Source organism: Methylomonas defluvii (assembly GCF_033949435.1).
Lineage (GTDB): Bacteria > Pseudomonadota > Gammaproteobacteria > Methylococcales > Methylomonadaceae > Methylomonas > Methylomonas defluvii.
Genome location: NZ_JAXARY010000017.1, coordinates 37,466 through 54,093 on the forward strand (window position 1 = coordinate 37,466; position 16,628 = coordinate 54,093).

Annotated in this window: 21 protein-coding genes; 6 read left to right on the plus strand and 15 right to left on the minus strand. The window is 51.1% G+C overall.

The window, feature by feature from the left end:
• Positions 1 to 36 precede the first annotated feature (36 nt).
• The 8 genes from QLH52_RS17175 to QLH52_RS17210 form a co-directional block, all read right to left on the minus strand.
• The gene (locus QLH52_RS17175; protein ID WP_033157752.1) at positions 37 to 516 is read right to left on the minus strand and encodes a HugZ family pyridoxamine 5'-phosphate oxidase; all 480 of its coding nucleotides are present in this window, start codon (positions 514 to 516) and stop codon (positions 37 to 39) included.
• On the minus strand, positions 513 to 1,091 hold the full coding sequence (locus QLH52_RS17180) for a DNA-3-methyladenine glycosylase I (RefSeq protein WP_319962357.1): 579 nt from the start codon (positions 1,089 to 1,091) through the stop codon (positions 513 to 515). Before QLH52_RS17180 ends, QLH52_RS17175 begins: the two co-directional genes overlap by 4 nt.
• Positions 1,091 to 1,450, minus strand: a complete 360-nt coding sequence (locus QLH52_RS17185; RefSeq protein ID WP_033157754.1) for a YajD family HNH nuclease — start codon at positions 1,448 to 1,450, stop codon at positions 1,091 to 1,093. Before QLH52_RS17185 ends, QLH52_RS17180 begins: the two co-directional genes overlap by 1 nt.
• Before the next feature lie 15 nt (positions 1,451 to 1,465).
• A complete protein-coding gene (moaA, locus tag QLH52_RS17190; RefSeq protein WP_319962358.1) occupies positions 1,466 to 2,470 on the minus strand; it encodes a GTP 3',8-cyclase MoaA in 1,005 nt (334 codons plus the stop codon).
• Between the two features lie 244 nt (positions 2,471 to 2,714).
• Complete coding sequence (locus QLH52_RS17195; protein ID WP_319962359.1) at positions 2,715 to 3,041, minus strand: hypothetical protein; 327 nt, start codon at positions 3,039 to 3,041, stop codon at positions 2,715 to 2,717.
• A complete protein-coding gene (locus QLH52_RS17200; protein ID WP_319962360.1) occupies positions 3,041 to 3,493 on the minus strand; it encodes a hypothetical protein in 453 nt (150 codons plus the stop codon). The genes QLH52_RS17195 and QLH52_RS17200 overlap by 1 nt, the downstream gene beginning before the upstream one ends.
• Positions 3,494 to 3,598: 105 nt before the next feature.
• Complete coding sequence (locus tag QLH52_RS17205) at positions 3,599 to 4,864, minus strand: hypothetical protein (RefSeq protein ID WP_319962361.1); 1,266 nt, start codon at positions 4,862 to 4,864, stop codon at positions 3,599 to 3,601.
• 386 nt (positions 4,865 to 5,250) lie between these two features.
• Positions 5,251 to 5,706: an arsenate reductase/protein-tyrosine-phosphatase family protein gene (locus tag QLH52_RS17210; RefSeq protein WP_319962362.1), complete on the minus strand. Its 456-nt coding sequence runs from the start codon at positions 5,704 to 5,706 to the stop codon at positions 5,251 to 5,253.
• An 86-nt stretch (positions 5,707 to 5,792) separates the two neighbouring features.
• Between QLH52_RS17210 and QLH52_RS17215 the strand changes: the two genes are divergently transcribed.
• The 3 genes from QLH52_RS17215 to QLH52_RS17225 all read left to right on the plus strand — a co-directional run bounded on the left by QLH52_RS17215 (position 5,793) and on the right by QLH52_RS17225 (position 7,037).
• On the plus strand, positions 5,793 to 6,206 hold the full coding sequence (locus QLH52_RS17215; protein WP_319962363.1) for a putative toxin-antitoxin system toxin component, PIN family: 414 nt from the start codon (positions 5,793 to 5,795) through the stop codon (positions 6,204 to 6,206).
• A complete protein-coding gene (locus tag QLH52_RS17220) occupies positions 6,203 to 6,439 on the plus strand; it encodes a toxin-antitoxin system HicB family antitoxin (protein WP_205451455.1) in 237 nt (78 codons plus the stop codon). The genes QLH52_RS17215 and QLH52_RS17220 overlap by 4 nt, the downstream gene beginning before the upstream one ends.
• Before the next feature lie 178 nt (positions 6,440 to 6,617).
• The gene (locus tag QLH52_RS17225) at positions 6,618 to 7,037 is read left to right on the plus strand and encodes a DUF1801 domain-containing protein (protein ID WP_319962364.1); all 420 of its coding nucleotides are present in this window, start codon (positions 6,618 to 6,620) and stop codon (positions 7,035 to 7,037) included.
• 38 nt (positions 7,038 to 7,075) lie between these two features.
• On the opposite strand, the gene QLH52_RS17230 is transcribed toward QLH52_RS17225, so the two are convergent.
• Entirely contained in the window at positions 7,076 to 8,074 is a 999-nt protein-coding gene (locus QLH52_RS17230) for a hydrolase (RefSeq protein WP_319962365.1), read from the minus strand.
• Positions 8,075 to 8,231: 157 nt separating this feature from the next.
• Here QLH52_RS17230 and QLH52_RS17235 point away from each other — a divergent pair, with 157 nt between their 5' ends.
• Positions 8,232 to 9,305, plus strand: coding sequence for a transglycosylase SLT domain-containing protein (locus QLH52_RS17235; RefSeq protein WP_319962366.1), 1,074 nt, complete (start codon positions 8,232 to 8,234; stop codon positions 9,303 to 9,305).
• 53 nt (positions 9,306 to 9,358) lie between these two features.
• Here QLH52_RS17235 and QLH52_RS17240 read toward each other — a convergent pair whose 3' ends face one another.
• The 6 genes from QLH52_RS17240 to QLH52_RS17265 all read right to left on the minus strand — a co-directional run bounded on the left by QLH52_RS17240 (position 9,359) and on the right by QLH52_RS17265 (position 14,911).
• Positions 9,359 to 9,655 carry a hypothetical protein gene (locus QLH52_RS17240; RefSeq protein ID WP_033157761.1) on the minus strand — a complete coding sequence of 99 codons (297 nt, stop codon included), beginning with the start codon at positions 9,653 to 9,655 and terminating at the stop codon, positions 9,359 to 9,361.
• 532 nt (positions 9,656 to 10,187) lie between these two features.
• Positions 10,188 to 11,594, minus strand: a complete 1,407-nt coding sequence (locus tag QLH52_RS17245; RefSeq protein WP_319962367.1) for an esterase/lipase family protein — start codon at positions 11,592 to 11,594, stop codon at positions 10,188 to 10,190.
• 142 nt (positions 11,595 to 11,736) lie between these two features.
• Positions 11,737 to 12,417 carry a hypothetical protein gene (locus tag QLH52_RS17250; RefSeq protein ID WP_319962368.1) on the minus strand — a complete coding sequence of 227 codons (681 nt, stop codon included), beginning with the start codon at positions 12,415 to 12,417 and terminating at the stop codon, positions 11,737 to 11,739.
• Between the two features lie 115 nt (positions 12,418 to 12,532).
• Positions 12,533 to 13,591, minus strand: a complete 1,059-nt coding sequence (locus QLH52_RS17255; protein WP_319962369.1) for a hypothetical protein — start codon at positions 13,589 to 13,591, stop codon at positions 12,533 to 12,535.
• Positions 13,592 to 13,593: 2 nt separating this feature from the next.
• On the minus strand, positions 13,594 to 13,911 hold the full coding sequence (locus QLH52_RS17260) for a hypothetical protein (protein WP_319962370.1): 318 nt from the start codon (positions 13,909 to 13,911) through the stop codon (positions 13,594 to 13,596).
• A 535-nt stretch (positions 13,912 to 14,446) separates the two neighbouring features.
• A complete protein-coding gene (locus tag QLH52_RS17265) occupies positions 14,447 to 14,911 on the minus strand; it encodes a hypothetical protein (RefSeq protein WP_319962371.1) in 465 nt (154 codons plus the stop codon).
• 353 nt (positions 14,912 to 15,264) lie between these two features.
• Between QLH52_RS17265 and QLH52_RS17270 the strand changes: the two genes are divergently transcribed.
• Positions 15,265 to 15,852: a Pvc16 family protein gene (locus QLH52_RS17270; protein WP_171697442.1), complete on the plus strand. Its 588-nt coding sequence runs from the start codon at positions 15,265 to 15,267 to the stop codon at positions 15,850 to 15,852.
• Positions 15,849 to 16,625, plus strand: a complete 777-nt coding sequence (locus QLH52_RS17275) for a hypothetical protein (RefSeq protein WP_319962372.1) — start codon at positions 15,849 to 15,851, stop codon at positions 16,623 to 16,625. Before QLH52_RS17270 ends, QLH52_RS17275 begins: the two co-directional genes overlap by 4 nt.
• Positions 16,626 to 16,628 lie beyond the last annotated feature (3 nt).

The following is a 16,628-nucleotide window of genomic DNA, read 5'->3' on the forward strand; positions in this document are numbered from 1 at the left end:
CTTTGGTTCTCGCCGAGGCGGGGCGAAGCAATCGCTTTAGTGAGTTGCGGGCAACAGAACGCCATTCTCGACATCCATGCTAAATGCTTTGCCAAAGCCGGCGACATATTGGCCGCGCAAAGGCGTCAGTGCCAGTAAATGAAAATCCGCTAGGGAGCGTAAAACCGCGACTGTTTCGCCGAACCGCTGTTGCAGCTTATCTAACAACTGGGTATATGCTGCGTGGGTTTTGTCGATTTCACCAACCTCACATTCGATTACCAAACGGCGTCTGGCAAACGGGTTGACCGCTTCGGCCTCGGGTTCGATAAACATGATGGATGCTTGACGTTGGCGCAGCATATTGCCGGTATGCCGGGCCAATTGGCTGACGTAGATGTAATAAGTATTTTGGTAATCCAGAAACGGCGCATAGCTGACTTCGGCTGTCCCGAGCTCGGAACTGCTGGCGATTATCAGGCTTTGGCTGTTGGCAATTAAAGTCCGGTAATCGGCGGCTAGCGGTTCGGAACTCATGGTATTGTGGTAGCAGTCAGTTGCGCGTGGCGGAAGCAATCGACGGTGTGATCGTTGACCATGCCCACCGCCTGCATATAAGCATAGCAGATGGTTTTGCCGACGAATTTAAAGCCGCGTTTTTGCAGGTCTTTGCACATGCTGGCCGATTCCGGGGAATAGGCCGGTATTTGACTATGGCTCAGCCAACTATTTTGCCGGGTTTCGCCATCCACAAAGCGCCAAATGTACTGATCGAAACCGCCGAATTCCTGTTGTACCCTTAAAAAAGCCTGGGCGTTGCTTACCGCGGATTCAATTTTCAGGCGGTTCTTGACGATGCCGGGATTTTGCAGCAATGACGCCAGTTTTTTGTGATCATAAGCGGCGACCTTAAGCGGATCAAAATGATCGAAAGCAGAGCGGTAAGCCTCGCGTTTATCGAGAATGGTTCGCCAACTGAGGCCGGCTTGCGCGCCTTCTAGCACCAGAAACTCGAACAGCTTTTGCTCATCGTGCAGCGGCACGCCCCATTCGTGATCGTGATAATGCTCTTCGTTGGTGCTATTCAGCGCCCACACGCATTTGCCTGGCATCAGTCTTTTTTCATCAGGTTTTTCAAATCGGCGAAGGGATTGAAGGTAGCGGCAGGCGCTTTGCCTTCTGAAGTAGCTTTGCCACCGTAACGCACGTGTTCTTCAAAGCGTTGATGTTCGTTGTCGTGGCAATACAGGCACAGCAACTCCCAATTGCTGCCGTCGGGCGGATTGTGGTCGTGATCGTGATTGATGTGGTGGACCGTCAATTCGCGCAGGTTTTTATGATCGAATTCTCTTGAGCAGCGTCCGCAAATCCAGGGATAGAGTTTTAAGGCTTGCTCGCGGTAGCCTTTTTCCCGCTCTTCCTTGTAGCGCCGGGCTTCGGCGACGATGTGATAGGCTTTGTTATCCGACATGAGGTCCTCCGTTTGTCAGCCGCCGGTGGCGTTCATGTGCCGCAAAATAACCGGCTGTTCGTGAATATTGAATTCGTGTTTTTCCGGTTTGATTTGCATGGCCTCGACGATGGCTTGTTTCAACATCGCTTTGTCGCCTGGGTGGTCTCTCACAACCTGTTTCAGATCCACCGAATGTTCGTTGCCCAAGCAGAGCAATAAACGGCCCTCGGCGGTCAGGCGCACCCTGTTGCAACTGCCGCAGAAATTGGCGCTGTGCGGCGAGATAAAACCCACTTTGCTTTTACTGTCGGCTATCCGGTAATAAGCCGAAGGTCCGCCGGTCGAGTCGGTCACGGCTTCCAGGGTAAAGCGTTGTTGCAAATCCTGTCGGATCAAATCGCTGGGATAAAACGCGGCGCCGCGATGATGGTTGTCCACCGCGCCCAGCGGCATTTCTTCGATAAAGCTGATGTCGATGCCATGCTCGACGGCAAATTGCACCAGATCGCAGACTTCCTGGTGGTTGCGGTTTTTCAGTATCACCGCGTTGAGTTTGATGCGCTGAAAGCCGGCGGTTCGGGCTTTTTCTATGCCTTTCAGCACTTGCTGCAAATCGCCGGTTCGGGTTAGCTCCCTGAATTTGACCGGGTCCAGGGTGTCCAGGCTGATGTTGATGCGTTTCACGCCGGCGGCTTTCAAGTCATCGGCCATTTCGGCCAGATGCGAGCCGTTGCTGGTCATTACCAGTTCATTCAAACCCGGTACGCGCCCCAAGTCTTGCATTAAGCCTAACGCACCTTTACGCACTAGCGGTTCGCCGCCGGTAATCCTGATTTTGCCGACACCTAGTTCGACGAAGGTTTCGCAGATAAAGCGGATTTCCTCTAGGCTAAGAATATGGCTGCGCGGCAGAAACGTCATGTCCTCGGCCATACAGTAAACGCAACGAAAATCGCAGCGGTCGGTAATCGATACCCGCAGGTAGTTGACCACTCTGCCAAAGCGGTCTATCAGTTGCAACGGTTTGCTAGGCGCCATTACATTCGAACAGAAAAAATAAAGGAAGAAAATAGTAACACAGCACCGCGCTGTGTCATCGCCGATTGCGTAAAGAGTTGACTTGATGTGAGAAGTTCCAGGACGGGACGGCGCCAAATAGTCTGGTTAAGATTTAAAGCTCGTTAAGTGCCAGAATTTTTAATGGGCTTTTTGATCGGCTGCCGGCCAGGTGGAGCGGACTGAAAAATCCGCTCCTGACTTTTGGCAAACAACGCGCGTTTTCCTATGCCGGTTCTAATGCAAATGCGGCTAATGCCGACGCATCTAAATAATACAATTGATAGCTGCCATCGGTTGCCAGTGCCAATATGCCCAATTGTTCCGTAAAAGCCGCTTTACGGCCTTCGCTGCAAATGCCGAGCAATTGTGAAGGTGAGAAGGTATGTCGGTAAATACTGCTGCTGTCGCGATTGTAGACACCGGCATCGCCTATGACCATTCCTCCCGTATTGGTCAGCGCTGCCTGGCTTTCGTCGTTACATGCGGTGGCAATGGCTGAGGATTGAGTTCGGTAAAAAACGGATCGGGTTCGGGGACAGGCACCGGCCATTACCTGTCGACGATTATTTCCGGGATTTTTAAAATTACCGAGTCGGGTATTTTTCTAATCGACCACCATATTCGGTCCACTTCACAGATATGCACACGGGCATTGCAGATGCCTCGGTCTTGCGACATATCGCCCATGTTGAAATTTTTGATGACCCGGCCGCGAATACGGCAATGACGTAAATGCCAAAGGCTTGATAGATACTCCGGAACAATTAAAGCGGACAACTCTCCCCGCGGTTCGGCATTCAATACGGCTTCGTAGGGTTTGAATTTTTCAAGGCCGGCTATTGTGGTCACACTGTCGATTTTCTTATCGGCAGCCGGTGCGATAAATACCCGCAATTCGCGCGGATTTTTACTGTGGTTTTTGAATTCGACGGCGCCTTTTTGTACGGGATTTTTTTCCAGTAAATTACCTCTCCTGGAAAACAGGAAAGCCACCAATGGCATTTCCTCTTGCGGGGGCGCTTTCAAAACCCACGGGTATTACGAGTTTTTCTCGTGATTTGATCATGACTGCATCCTCTTGGCTGATGAGATGGAATAGGGCGTGGTTTAATCGGCAATAACCGGGGCGGGCGGGCAGCAACGGTATTCTTGCGACTTTTCCAGCAATTCGATTTGCTTGCGCAGCAAATCATTTTCCAGTTGCATCCTTTCTTTTAGTAAAGGCTCGCAGACATCGCATTCATCCAGACAGCCCTTGACGATGATGCCGGGGGTAGGCAATGAAAATTCCATTTCGAACTCGATGGTTTGCTTGGTTTCTTGGGAAACCTTGCCATCCTTGTCGATCAGGTTTTTTGCCAGCAATTGGCTGTCGACTTCTTTTATCGCTTTGGCTCTAGTCTCCGCATCCAATGGAACGCCGAAATTTTGGTTAGTTCTGAACGGAGAAACCGTATCCTGATTAATGTTGCTGGCCGTCTCGCGGGCATTTAGGCTGACCGCTTTTAGCGCGCTGGTGGCTGGAATGTCCTGAGGAACCAAGGCTATCGGTAGGCGCGTGCCTCCGGGTTGCAGCACCCCGCCTATCGGCGCGTTGTCGTCCAGCACCCGTCTTTCTATCGCAACCAATTCGAATTTGATTTTTTGCTTTTTATTGAGCCGATAAAACAAATAAGACACGGCGTGGCATTTATTAAAATTGGTAAATTCGCGCGCTGATGCCTCGAAATGGTCTTCCGATTCTCCCTCGATATGTGTACGGCTGCTGACTTCGCCAATGGAAAGCGAATAAGCTTTGTGGGTAGCGCTGACGGCTTGCGAAGCCGAACTCTGTACATGCGTTCTTTGTTGATTCAGATAATCTGCGATTGAACTGCTATTGTGGTTCCCGCTGGCATTGGTACTGGCGCTGGCGCTTAAACTAAAAGGATTGATACTGCCGTCGGCATCCCCGTGGAAATCCCAATGGCCCTCTGATGAATTGGACGCATGCCCCGATTGGGCGGCGGATGAATCGGCCAGGTATTTTTGGGTGGCCGTCATAAAATATTGGTCTTCGGAAATTTGTTCGCTGCGATAACTTAGCTTTGTCTCGCTGTCGTAACTAAAGCGGCTTCTTCTGTCCGTTGTGGATAAGCGGACCTTTTCGCCCGGTAGCAGCGTAGTGCTGTAAACCGGATCGCCTAGGGTTAATCCCAGGGTGCAGCGCGAGTATTTAAAATGCAGAATGACTTCCACATTGACGCTGCGGCGGTTGTTGGCGGCCAGTGCTGTCGGATAAGTCAGCACCCGGCTAAAATTGATTACGTCGCAGTGGTCGTCTTTAATTAAGTCAGGGCAGCATGGAATGGCTGATGCGTTTTGAGTTTCCATAGTCGTTCTCCGTCATGAGTGGTTAAGTGTTTGGGGCATGACGAATTTATAACTGCGGCAGTCTGGCGTCTGTGACTTAATACCTTGAGAACCAGTGCATCAGTTCACCCCCTCTATCATTTCCAAGGGTGTTGAAACGCGCAGTTGGCCTCGACATTCAAAGGAACCGAACCGGTCAGTTGGTTGCGTTTTGAGAACCTAATGGCTCAGCAGGGCGTGAATCTGCAACATTAGATGAGTGGCAGTCTTAGAGATTGACGTTCCGCGCACGTCAACGCTTGTTGATCGAGATTTTCGCAAACGGGTATTGACTTGAATCTGCTGGATGGGTCCAGGTTAGGATGTGGCGTACGGCTCCAGCTTGCACAGAAAGTGTTTTTGCTTCCTTAGCTTCTCGAATTATCGGTCAGGCGCCGTATTAGTGCCAATACCGCCGCTTCTATCTGCGGCAAGGCCTCGCTCGGATGGACGTCTTCTATATCGTCTACCTGCCAGTATTCCACGCGATCCACCCAGTTTGGGAAGCGGCTATGCAGCAAGGGTTGATGCTCGGTTTGCTTCAAGGCGATGATGTGGCTGGCGGCGGCCAAGTCGTGCTCGGTCAGCGCAATGGGCGCGCGGACGGGCTCGATGGGGATCTCCCGCAAAGCCAAGCCATGCCGGGTATGCGGCGAAATCGGCCCGGCATCGTCCTTCAGCAATTCGATAGCCAGCCCGCGAGAAAACGCTCGCCACGGCAGTTCGTATTCCGGCGCATGATGATTGAACAAATACTCGGCAAACCGGCTGCGGTAGTAGTTGCCGGTGCAGAGGAATAGGACTTGGGAGTGAGTGTTTGTCATAAAACTCCTTTTGGCTAGGCTGTTTGCATGAGAGCAGGCAGTAAAGAATTTGTTTGAGTCATTATAATGGTGATACCGTATGTGGTATGCTTGAGATTGTACTGGATACCAATGTTCTGTTCGCCGGCTTGTATTCCGCTAACGGCGCATCCTTTAAATTGCTGGAGCTTTTAGCCGGTGGGCAGTTGCAAACAGCCATATCGACACCGCTTTTGTTCGAGTATGAGGACGTTTTGAAACGCAACCGTTCCATGCTGCAACTGACCGATGCTGAAGTAGACATAGTACTCGATAACTTGAGCGCGTTTAGCCGTCATCAAAAGGTGTATTTTTTATGGCGACCTTATTTGCCGGACCCGAAAGATGATTTAGTCTTGGAGTTGGCCGTTGCTGCCCGAGTAAACACCATTGTTACCCATAATTTAAAAGATTTTGCCCGTATCGAAAAATTCGGCGTCGAAGCCATCACGCCAAAAACCTTGCTGGAGCGTCTACCATGAGTGCATTAAGTCTGAGATTGCCCGATTCCATACACCGCCACATCAAGGAACTGGCGAGTAAGGAAGGTGTATCGATCAATCAATTTATTGCCAGCGCCGTTGCCGAAAAAGTGTCGGCCATCGCCACCGAAGACTACCTGCAGGCCCGTGCCGAACGAGCCGACAAAGCCGCTTTCCAGGCCGTTTTGGCCAAGGTGCCCAAACGTGAGCCTTTGGCTGGGGATGAGTTTTAGCGTTGGCGGGCAGCATAGGTAGATTAGCTGTTTCTGTAGAAAGTACTCCGAACTGGGGCTGATTGATTGGATCGATGACTTAAATCTGCTGAATGACTAAGCTTTTATATTTAGCTTAAGTTGACGGCATTGGTCTAGCGCTGATTTAACCCAACAAGTCCAAGGTTCTTTGCCCTTTATGAAGCATTTTCTAAATACGACCGTCAAGGCAGTCTTCGACGGCTATCCTCCGGAAATTCGCCGGAAAATGCTGGTGCTTCGCGAAGCGATCTTTGCTGTGGCGGCTAGCGAGGGTGTCGGACAGCTTGAAGAAACTTTAAAGTGGAGCGAGCCTGCTTACATGACCGCCGAAATCGGATGTGGCAGTACGATCAGAATGGCATGGAAGAAAGAGAAACCTAACCAATACGCCATGTATTTCATCTGTACGACGAATTTGGTTGAAACCTTTCGGACGCTATTTCCGCACCAGTTTAAATACGAAGGCAATCGGGCGATTGTCTTTCAAGAAACCGAAGACGTCGAAATGGATAGTCTGTCAATTTGTATCGCTATGGCCTTGACCTATCATCGGAACAAGCGACGAAAGCAACCGTAGGTGCGGAGCCGGCTTCAAGTTTCTTCGCCAAGAGTATTTCACCTTGCCGTTAGCGAAGGTAGGTGTTGCCGTAGAAATCTACCAATCCGCGCCTCCAGCCAATACGCCGGCCTGAACAATCCTCCGCTCACAAATCCCACATGCCCGCCGCCGGCGCACACTTCCAGTTGAACCTGATCGGATAATTCCGTGGCGGTCGGCAATACTCGTTCGGTCATGAACGGATCGTCGTTAGCTTGCAAAATCAAAGTTGGGACGCGGATATGCTTTAAAAATTGCCGGGAACTGCTGCGCCGGTAGTAATCGTGGGCGTCTTTAAAACCGTGCAGGCCGGCCACGACTTTGTCGTCGTATTGCCAGAACGATTTGATGCCGGAAAGATCGCCTAATTCTGCGATCCGTTCGGCTTGTTCGTGCTGGCCGATGCCTTGCAAATGCTTGAGCTTGACGCGCATGTACTGTTTCAACTCGCGCAGTAAATAGTCGCGATAGAGTTTTGAGAAACCACGATCAAGCTTGTCGGCGCATTCGTTTAACAACAACGGCACGGATACCGCTACCGCCGCCGATAACCCAATCTTATCGCCTTGTTCGCCCAGCCATTTTAATAAGACGTTGCCGCCCAGGGAAAAACCTATCGCCGCCATCGCCCGGTCCGGAAAACGCTGGCGCAAGGTCTTATATAAAAAATCGATATCCTCGGTTTCGCCGGAGTGATAGCAGCGCGCCATCCGGTTCATCTCGCCGCTGCACCCACGAAAATTCAGCGCCACGCTGGCAAAGCCGGCGGCCAGCAAACTGTGTTGTAAACCCTTGATGTAACCGGAACGGCTGCTGCCGGCCAGGCCGTGCAACAGAATCACCAGCGGCCGGCCGCCGTTATCGACCCAATCGATGTCCAGAAAGTCGCCGTCCGGCGTGTCCAGCCGTTCGCGGCGGATGCCAGCCGGTGGCGAGATGCGCCGCAAAAACGCCGGATAGATCGTCTGCAAATGCGGGCTGTTCAGCCACCAGGCCGGGCGGAAAGCGTTGTGCATGGTTGTGGACCTGCTTTATAGTAGTGGTTGAGCGATGGTTTGAAAGAGGAATATACCTTTTGTACCGCTAAACGCCAGTGCGCCTTTGCGGCGGATGTATTGCTCTTATCCGTCTGAGATTTTCCAAATTTTTTCCAACCCTGTTTCACTGTTCTTGATGAGTCGGCCCATTCCTATCCCCAAATCGCTGGCTAAAGCGGTCCCGCCTAGCCGGGCAAAAGCCGGTGCGGGGCGTAAGCCTGGCAAACCGCGCCGCAAAGCCAAATCTCTGCGCAAACCAAAGTGGTGGCTGATGGTTGTGGAAGGCTTGGCGTTGATGATTGCCGCTGTACTGGCGACGATGTTCGTACTCGGTTACTCGGCCAGTTGGCTATCCGGCCCCGGTTTTTTTACCAGTTTGCTGCCGTTCGCGATTGGCGTGGTGATCTTGATGTTGGCGGCGGCGGCGCTGTTGCTGGCTTGGTCGCGCTTGCGCGGCTGGCTGCATGGCCGATTGGATTATTTACCCGCCGCGTTGGCCGTGGTGCTGGCCGCTTCGACCGGTTGGTTTGTGATGCACGGTGGCTACACCCAAGTTTTTACGCATTTTCGCACCTTAGTCGGCGGCAAGCAGGAAGCCGAAAAAGTCACCCTGGCGCATCAAGTGTACGCGGCTTATCGGCGCCACGGCATAGGCGGGTTGCAAAAAATGATGGTGCGCGCCGATGCCTTCAATCCGGCAATCGAGGATGCGGCCAAGGCTTTTGATGTCGATGTCAATTTGCTGCAAGGCATCGCCGCGACCGAGTCCTCGTTTATGCCGCGCGACAGTTTTGATGGCGGCAAAGGCTTGTTTCAGATTACCGCCGTGCCCAAAGCCATTACCCGCGAAGCTGCCGACGAACTAGACGTGGAGGAATTGCAAGTCAACGATCCCAGGCATAACGCCTTTGTCGCCGCCGCTACCTTTAAACATTATCTGCAAGAAATGAACGGCGATTTGTTTTTAGGCCTGCTGGCTTACAACATTGGGCCGCGCAACGGCGGCTTGCGTTTTATCATGCAGCAATACGGCGCTACCGATTTTGTGACCATGCAACCCTACCTGCAAACTCTGCCGCGCGACTACCCGATTCGGGTATTGTCTTATGCCTTGGCTTTCAAGCTATATCAGAAGGACGGCAAGCTGCTGGCCTATGAAGAAGGCGATAACGCCATGCGGATTCAGCAGATGGGGATCCCCGGTTTGTAGGTTTGCTGCCTGGTTCTGGCCTCTAGCGGGTAGCCGTCGGGTAGCCGTAACAGTCAGGAAAATTTAACGATAATATCCTGTTGGATATGGCGCACCCTGTGATGGAGCTTTTCCGACTTAACCGGGATGTGTCGCAATGGATCATGCTGGCGCATCACAAATTCACGAATCGCTTCATCGTTCCAGGACTGATGGTTGTCATGCACCATACGCAATACAGCATTCAATTTATTGGCGGTGTAAATCACATCGTCTTCGTTATCGTCATAATCCGAGTGTATCAAATCTTTTATGGCGTACTTAACTTGAGCAAGGGCATTATTGGCATCGAATGATGTGGCCTGTCTCATGATTATTTCTCCGGCTTTCAGTTTGTGTTGGCGGCTACTATCTCCTCAGGTCCTTAAATTAAACTTAATAAATGACGATTGAACGACATGCTGCCGACAGCATCGAGAAAATAGTCGATGGCAGGGATTGACATAGCGCTGTATCAGCAAACACGGCGTTATTGCTGCAACAGCGCTTCAAGAAAAGCTTGTGATACGAATTGGTGTTTGGATTGGTGTGAAACGGTCTAATAAATCCGGATATCTCGAAAGGCAGAATTTATACCGTCAGTAGAGGTAACGATGAGTAACGACAAAAACACAAGCGCGCCAAATACAAGCTGGCATTCAAACAAGATGCAACCAGGCTGGTTCTTGAAAAAGGTTACAGCCAACAGCAAGCAGCCGGTCATCTGGGTATATCATTAAGTGCTCTCCCCGCTCGAATTCGAGCGGGCATTTTTTAGAAACGCTGTCTAAACAGGTGTCCGGCTTTTGTTGGTCATTACAACCAGTATTGGCCTCACCATGAATCACAAGTACAGTGGTTAAATCAGATATCTTTACCAACCTTCACGTCTTTGAAACTTTCCGGATCAGTTTTTTCAGTGAGTTGGAATACCCCTTCGCCAACGTGTCTGCGCATTTGAACTTCTATCATCAAGGTTTGATTGGGTTCAATATAGCTTTTCAGCGCGTCGAAAGTGCCCTTATATTCCGCGGCTGTGTAATAAGCAAAACCCGACTGCGGTCTCACGACGATTTTGATGCCAAATTCGCCTTTACTCGGATCTTTATTAAGACCTTTATTCAAAATATCATAATCGACATAATAGGTTAATTTACCCGGATTATTACTATTATGCTGCCTATCAACGAAGAATCCCTCGGGCAGGTGATTTTCGTCATAGTTGGGGCCGCCGGTAAATAACACATCGTAGTCCGATAGGTTATTACCGCGATCATCAATCAAGCGGAATACCAGCATGCAATATCTGCCGGTCTTGAACGTGCGTTCGACTAAAAATAGTTCTTTTATCTTTTCGATGCGTTCGTCTTTTTGAGTTTGTGCTGTGAGTTTGTCGAAATCCTTCACCGCCGCCGCATAGCTTGCCGAATCTTGAACGGCCAAACACTTTAAAATCGCGTCGACAGTGGGGTGAGTCTGTGCGCTATCGGTCGCTTTTACGCTGCGTAATATGCCTATCTTGTCGCCGGAATGCGAGCGTCCTGGCAAGATTCCCAATGCTGTTTTTGCCGGGCGGCTCTGTTTATCCACCACCAAACCGCCGTCGGTCTGAGCCAGACGAAGGAATCCGTAATTCATGTTGGCTGCCGTTATCCTGACCACGCCATCAGAGCCGGCCTCACCGGTGTAAGAATTGAGATTGTCATAAAAGGAGCGGTCGATACGCTGCCCCGTCAAGGTAAAAACATATAGCCCATCGGCGGTGCAGTCGTATTCCAGCCATTGTCGGTTTAAGGCCCAGCTTTGGTCACTGCCGAGTTCCAACCAGTCTAAGACACCAATACCCGGCTCGACACCTTCGGTAAAAAACTTCATTCTGGCCAGTTTGCCTTTGCCAAGTTGCGCCAGCGCCGAACCGTGGTTAGCCGGTGCCAGCATGATCAAGTGGCTCATCGGGCATTGTGGGAATTTGTGTTCGTAATACTGGCTCAGCCAATCCCTGACCACCGGACCGCCGGTCGAATGCGTGATGCAAACGAATTTCTCCCCTGGTTTTAGCCTCGATAACACTTCAGTATTGACCGCATGCTGCATACCGCGGGCAATGTCGTCGATCTTAACTTCGTCGGCGAAACTGACATATTTGGCCAACCTCAAGTGTTGCACTTGAATATTCAACTGTCCAGCGACCGAGGATTGCAAGGCCAGCGGCAAGCCACCGTAAGTATCGGTATTGGTGACGCTCCAGCCATGTACAAAAACGATTAACATAAATTGCTCCTTTTATTATTTGATGGCGGTTGAATTATTACTGTTCTATCCTGCATTACTCGGCGGTGGGAGTTTATTGGTCTAATAACAGGCCATTATTTGCTGCATTATTGCTCCCCGGTGAAAACTATCGCCTTTACAATCAACGGCTTTTTTTGCGGGGCTTGCTTAGCGGTCTGGCTTGAGGTGGTTGATCCGGCGTTTTTTCTTTAATGACCGGAGCCGGCAGCAACAGGTCATCAGGATTGACGGCATGGTCATTATCGGCAACCTTGCCGCAATCGACATAGCGGCTTGAAGTATTGTCGACATATACTTGCAAGCTGTTGTTAGCGGCATAACTTTCCTGATCCGAACAGCTTGCCGACTGAGTAGGGCCTACAACAACCAAGGTGCCGGGCTTGAGCTTGCATTTGGTGACCCAACGCAATTCGTTCCACTTCTTACAAATGGCGTTTTGCGCCCGATAGTGGTCGACGTTACCCGACGGCCGCTCGGCGGACCACCAGGCTCCGATGCGGTTGCTGCCACCGTATTCGTTGATGCCTTTATCGGCACCATCCCATAAGCGGTACACCTCAATGTCTTCCTTGAGCTTCAGTAATACACCGGAGGAAATCCCGCCTTGGCCTTCTTTCATAATGGCATGGGATAGGATGTCCTGCTTACAATCCTTCTTGCAGGAGGCAATAACTTCTACCTTCCCCATCATCGCCGCGGGAAGGAATAACGGCTGTCGTTGCTCGCAATTACAAGCCACGAGCAAAGCCATACCCAAAAACCAAGTAATCGAGCGATACGATTTCGAAAATGTCTGACGCATTGACTTTGCCTTTTTTGGAGTTTAATTGCTTTCGGCGAGAAGTATCTTATTTAGACTCTATTAAGCTGAAGCCCGGCCTTTTGTATTTGCGAAAACCTTCTTTGGCGCAGAACAATCAGCTTTTCTTTGTAACCTCACCCGTTATGGTCGTTTCTGCTTTGCCGATTAAAGCCGGTAATACCCGTTCGCTAAAGCCGGCGGCGAAGGCCAGAAAAAACCGTAGCGCCGGGGTATTGACTAACTCCTGGCCTAAAATCAGGTGTCCGTCGATGGCAAGCGAAGTCAGCGCTCCGGCGGTGGCGCCGAGAATGGCGCGCGATAAGGCTTCCGTGAACAAACCCAATTGCCCTGATCGCGGATCAAGCCCTATCTGTTGGGTCCTGGAAATCGCCGACACCAATGCACCAATGGTGCCGGCACCTAATGCCAACATGGCGTGAGCATGGCCTTGTCCCCATTTTTGCATACATAAGGTCGTTACATCCGGCCAACAAGAAAGGCTGAAATGCGGCAAAAAATTAGCCAAGATGACCGGCACTAAAAACCAAAAGATAAACCAAGGCCGGCATCTTCGGTCTTTCGCCAGCGTGACCTGTTTTCGGGCTTCATCGATTACCCGCCCCCAATCTTCCTGTTTGCCGCCGTTCATGGCAATCGCCGCCGCTTCTCCCAGCATCGCGCGAATACCGATTAATTCGCTGGACGCTTGAAAAGGCAAGGACAGCGTTGCAGAGTCTGCATCCGCTTGAGTGTTACGAAAAAAACTCGGAAATTGCCAAGGTTTGCCGACTTTCTCCATCAGGAAATTACTGTCGGTTTCAATTTGGGTAATATGGGTTTGCAGCAAGGTAAGATTATCTAAATCCGCCGGCGGACTCGTCCACCACCATTGAATTTCGAAATTCTGGTCCAGATAAATAATATAGCGGGTACTCTTACGGATAATCAGCTGAATCTTCCCCAACATCCAGGGGTCGGTATCATCGGGTTTTAGTTTCGAGATAGCGCGTATTGCCACTAGATAGGCATCTTTAACCTCTTGCGGCGCTTCGATGAGAGGCACGCGGCTGCCATCCGCCTTAATCCCTTCAATTTGCCGCCAAGCGCTAATTCTAGCCATGGCGTCGGTAAATAATTGTTGGTCGCTGATACTATTTTCAGTCGTGCTGACCATGGTTATCTCTTAGGATTATCAGGCGAATAAAAATTGGTCGAGACTTGCGCTTTCGCGTCTGCGGCCAGTCGCCGCAATTCGCTGGCCAGGCGTTCATGTTGGGCGGCATATTCGGCGGCAGGCCCGAAAAAGGCTGCATCCGCAGCGACAGCGATACTTTGGTAAGCCTGGCTCAACCGTAAACACTCTGCTTGATATTCCTCGCATTTCAATGCCTTATGAATCGTTGTCAACACTGCAGCCAAGGCGGCCAGAAATGAAACCAGCGGCATCGAATAGCAAAAAACAGTAATTTGATATTGCACTTCCTTAGCTGACAAAACGGCCGCTGTTATCGACGAAAAAACTGCCGGGACCACGACAAAACATAGATTCGCCCACCATAGCCTATTCAGGCGAATTCTATAGGCTTCGGATAAGGCAACTGACCGATGTTTAGTCTGTTCAAACCATAAACAAAAATCATCTTTCATCGCAATATTTTCCAGATATTTTAGATGGCAAGTATCAGTATAATTTCGATCCCAACGTCAATTAGTCTAGTGAAGCTTCTACATTTTTGTATTCTATAAAATGTACTAGTACGAAAGTACTGGATATTCAAGATACTAAATCGCTATGTTATAGCCGAAATGATGTAGTAGTGATGGTTGATTAGTAGGTATGTGAACAGCACTCCAGCGCTCGTGATTCTGTTGAATAGATCCAGCAGCTGAGTCAGTTTTTCACCACAATCCTGCCATTCACTACCTTAGTTTGTTAGCTTGTTGAATGTCGTAAACTGGCCGATAGTCCCTCCAACACAGACACAAGCATTCAAACCTCCAAGCAATTTTTTCTCCGTGTATGCGCGCATCATTTATTTCTACTGCCCAGCAGATAATCAAACCCCGGCCAGGTGACGCACCAGTTGCCGGAGCCTGGCTGGATGTGGTGTTGGTAATGCCAGGGTAAATGCTGTTTAGCCCAGTCAGGGTCGAGATGGGCTTTGCGGTGCAGAATGTAATAAAGCGTCAACGAGCCGTATAGACCCATCACGAAAACCGGCCAATACCAAATTAGCGGTAAATGCACCATGACAATGGCGGCCAATACCGCCAACTCCTTGGTTTGCGCATTCCAGGTCGATAAGTCCAAATGGCGATAGCCGGGATCCAGCATCTGGTGTTTAGCGCAGATCGTATGGTGTTCATACCAATGGTAGGCCCAGATGCTGCCTGGCTGTTTGCCTAAACGATGCAAGATGAATTTGTGCATCAGCCATTCGCCGAGATTGGCGTACAGAATGGCTAGTAAAAGTTGTAGGCTCACTGAGATCATGGTTCGGCTGGGGCTGATGGTTTGTAGTGGGGATTATCTTCACCCGGTTTGCCGTGCTCGGCATAGTTGTTTTATTTCCTGCTCCTTTGGTCGTGTACTTTTGGTTCCAGCTCTTACCATTTTCCAAATGGTGTTCCATTTTTAATCCGATTTTAATGACTTCTGCACCAGCAATTTCCAAAAGCTCTGCTAAAAATTAATACCATTATTTGATTGAGGCACGGAATTTAGCCGGCCAGTTTGCTGTAGATCGCTTTTTTCGGTTTTTATTCGCAGATGGCTTCACAAAATCGACTTGCGTACAGTAGACCTATGTACTAGGCTATGCTACCGCTCAAGTGGGGGGAGGAGAAATGGCTTCGTACCGGGGAGTGACCGGCGCGCTGTTGGCGTTGGAATCGTTCTTGACCAGCAGATTACCTGCCGAACTGAGCAGCGAGCCCACCAATGCCCAAGCAAAACTGCTGGGTAGCGCCGACATTGCCAATATCCTCACCGGCAACCTGCTGGGTATTTACCTGCATCGCATCACCATCGATCCTCACGGTCGGCAGCGCACCTTCGCCCCGCGCGGTTCCGACCAAAACGCCCCGCAAGCCGAACTGCCGGTCAATCTGCATTTCCTGTTAATCGCCAACGCCGCCAGCGCCACCATCGAAGCCGATCTTTTGAGTTGGGCCATGGTCGAGCTCGCCAACGAATGTCAGCTCGACATCTCGCATATTCAAGACATCGACGACGAATGGGGCCAGGCGGAAGTACTGAATATTGCCCCGGACGAGATGAGCACTGAAGATTTGATGCGCATCTGGGATGTGTTCAAATCGCCTTACACCAGTACCGTACCCTATGTGGCGCGCACCGTGCGCCTGCGGCTGCGTCGGCCGCGTACGGAAGGTCCGCCGGTTAGTACGCGGGTATTTCCAGGAGGCACGGTATGAAAGCCGTCAAGGTTCTGGAAACCAATATCCTCTACGCCAGCGACGTGATTTATTGGTTGGACGGCAGTAGTGCCGCACAGGAAGCCGATATGCGGCGGCTCAGTGACGCCGTTGTGTTGCAACTCGATACCCGCCCCGCCGATCTGCAATTTTTACACACGCCAGGCAAAACAGCCTTGTGGCGGCGCTCGGCCGGCAAAACGGTGCAAGGCGCGCCCAGCGAGGCGGATAAGCTGCGCCCGGCTGAAGCGGCATACACCATCGCCGGTTCGGTGGCGGATAGTCAAAGCCGCTATATCCCGCGCCGTTTTGCAGTTCAAGCCGGCAATGCCGCCGGGCACAGCTTGGTGCTTTATCCGACCCCTTTCGGTACCAAGCTCGGCCGCGGCGGTGGTTTGCGCGGCACGCTAAGGTTTACCGGCAGTAATGCACCGGCCGTCTGGGCATTGCTGACGCTGACGGTCAATCTGGGCGTCGGCGGCAATTTGATCTGCCGTGCCCAAGCCGACGCCAATGGCGATTTCATTATCGCGATGCATCGCCTGCCGCCCTTGCCGGAAGGCGTAACCGAATACAACGCGACACTGAGCATTGCGGCCTCGGCTGCGGCCAGCGCTGCGCTACCGGTCGACCCGGCCGACTTGCAGCCGATGTTGCTCGGCGCTATTAACGCTAACAGTTTTGCCGCCGCACTGGCCCTGACCTTGGTGCCGGGCGATTTGAGTTTAATCCGGTCCTTTAATCGGGATCATCTTGCCGTTCAACCCAATTGAGTC

Bases quoted from the DNA above. Each gene is read 5' to 3' on its own strand.
- QLH52_RS17175 (WP_033157752.1), bottom strand. From the start codon at position 516: ATGAGTTCCGAACCGCTAGCCGCCGATTACCGGACTTTAATTGCCAAC.
- QLH52_RS17180 (WP_319962357.1), bottom strand. From the start codon at position 1,091: ATGCCAGGCAAATGCGTGTGGGCGCTGAATAGCACCAACGAAGAGCAT.
- QLH52_RS17185 (WP_033157754.1), bottom strand. From the start codon at position 1,450: ATGTCGGATAACAAAGCCTATCACATCGTCGCCGAAGCCCGGCGCTAC.
- moaA (WP_319962358.1), bottom strand. From the start codon at position 2,470: ATGGCGCCTAGCAAACCGTTGCAACTGATAGACCGCTTTGGCAGAGTG.
- QLH52_RS17195 (WP_319962359.1), bottom strand. From the start codon at position 3,041: ATGGCCGGTGCCTGTCCCCGAACCCGATCCGTTTTTTACCGAACTCAA.
- QLH52_RS17200 (WP_319962360.1), bottom strand. From the start codon at position 3,493: ATGCCATTGGTGGCTTTCCTGTTTTCCAGGAGAGGTAATTTACTGGAA.
- QLH52_RS17205 (WP_319962361.1), bottom strand. From the start codon at position 4,864: ATGGAAACTCAAAACGCATCAGCCATTCCATGCTGCCCTGACTTAATT.
- QLH52_RS17210 (WP_319962362.1), bottom strand. From the start codon at position 5,706: ATGACAAACACTCACTCCCAAGTCCTATTCCTCTGCACCGGCAACTAC.
- QLH52_RS17215 (WP_319962363.1), top strand. From the start codon at position 5,793: ATGCTTGAGATTGTACTGGATACCAATGTTCTGTTCGCCGGCTTGTAT.
- QLH52_RS17220 (WP_205451455.1), top strand. From the start codon at position 6,203: ATGAGTGCATTAAGTCTGAGATTGCCCGATTCCATACACCGCCACATC.
- QLH52_RS17225 (WP_319962364.1), top strand. From the start codon at position 6,618: ATGAAGCATTTTCTAAATACGACCGTCAAGGCAGTCTTCGACGGCTAT.
- QLH52_RS17230 (WP_319962365.1), bottom strand. From the start codon at position 8,074: ATGCACAACGCTTTCCGCCCGGCCTGGTGGCTGAACAGCCCGCATTTG.
- QLH52_RS17235 (WP_319962366.1), top strand. From the start codon at position 8,232: ATGAGTCGGCCCATTCCTATCCCCAAATCGCTGGCTAAAGCGGTCCCG.
- QLH52_RS17240 (WP_033157761.1), bottom strand. From the start codon at position 9,655: ATGAGACAGGCCACATCATTCGATGCCAATAATGCCCTTGCTCAAGTT.
- QLH52_RS17245 (WP_319962367.1), bottom strand. From the start codon at position 11,594: ATGTTAATCGTTTTTGTACATGGCTGGAGCGTCACCAATACCGATACT.
- QLH52_RS17250 (WP_319962368.1), bottom strand. From the start codon at position 12,417: ATGCGTCAGACATTTTCGAAATCGTATCGCTCGATTACTTGGTTTTTG.
- QLH52_RS17255 (WP_319962369.1), bottom strand. From the start codon at position 13,591: ATGGTCAGCACGACTGAAAATAGTATCAGCGACCAACAATTATTTACC.
- QLH52_RS17265 (WP_319962371.1), bottom strand. From the start codon at position 14,911: ATGATCTCAGTGAGCCTACAACTTTTACTAGCCATTCTGTACGCCAAT.
- QLH52_RS17270 (WP_171697442.1), top strand. From the start codon at position 15,265: ATGGCTTCGTACCGGGGAGTGACCGGCGCGCTGTTGGCGTTGGAATCG.
- QLH52_RS17275 (WP_319962372.1), top strand. From the start codon at position 15,849: ATGAAAGCCGTCAAGGTTCTGGAAACCAATATCCTCTACGCCAGCGAC.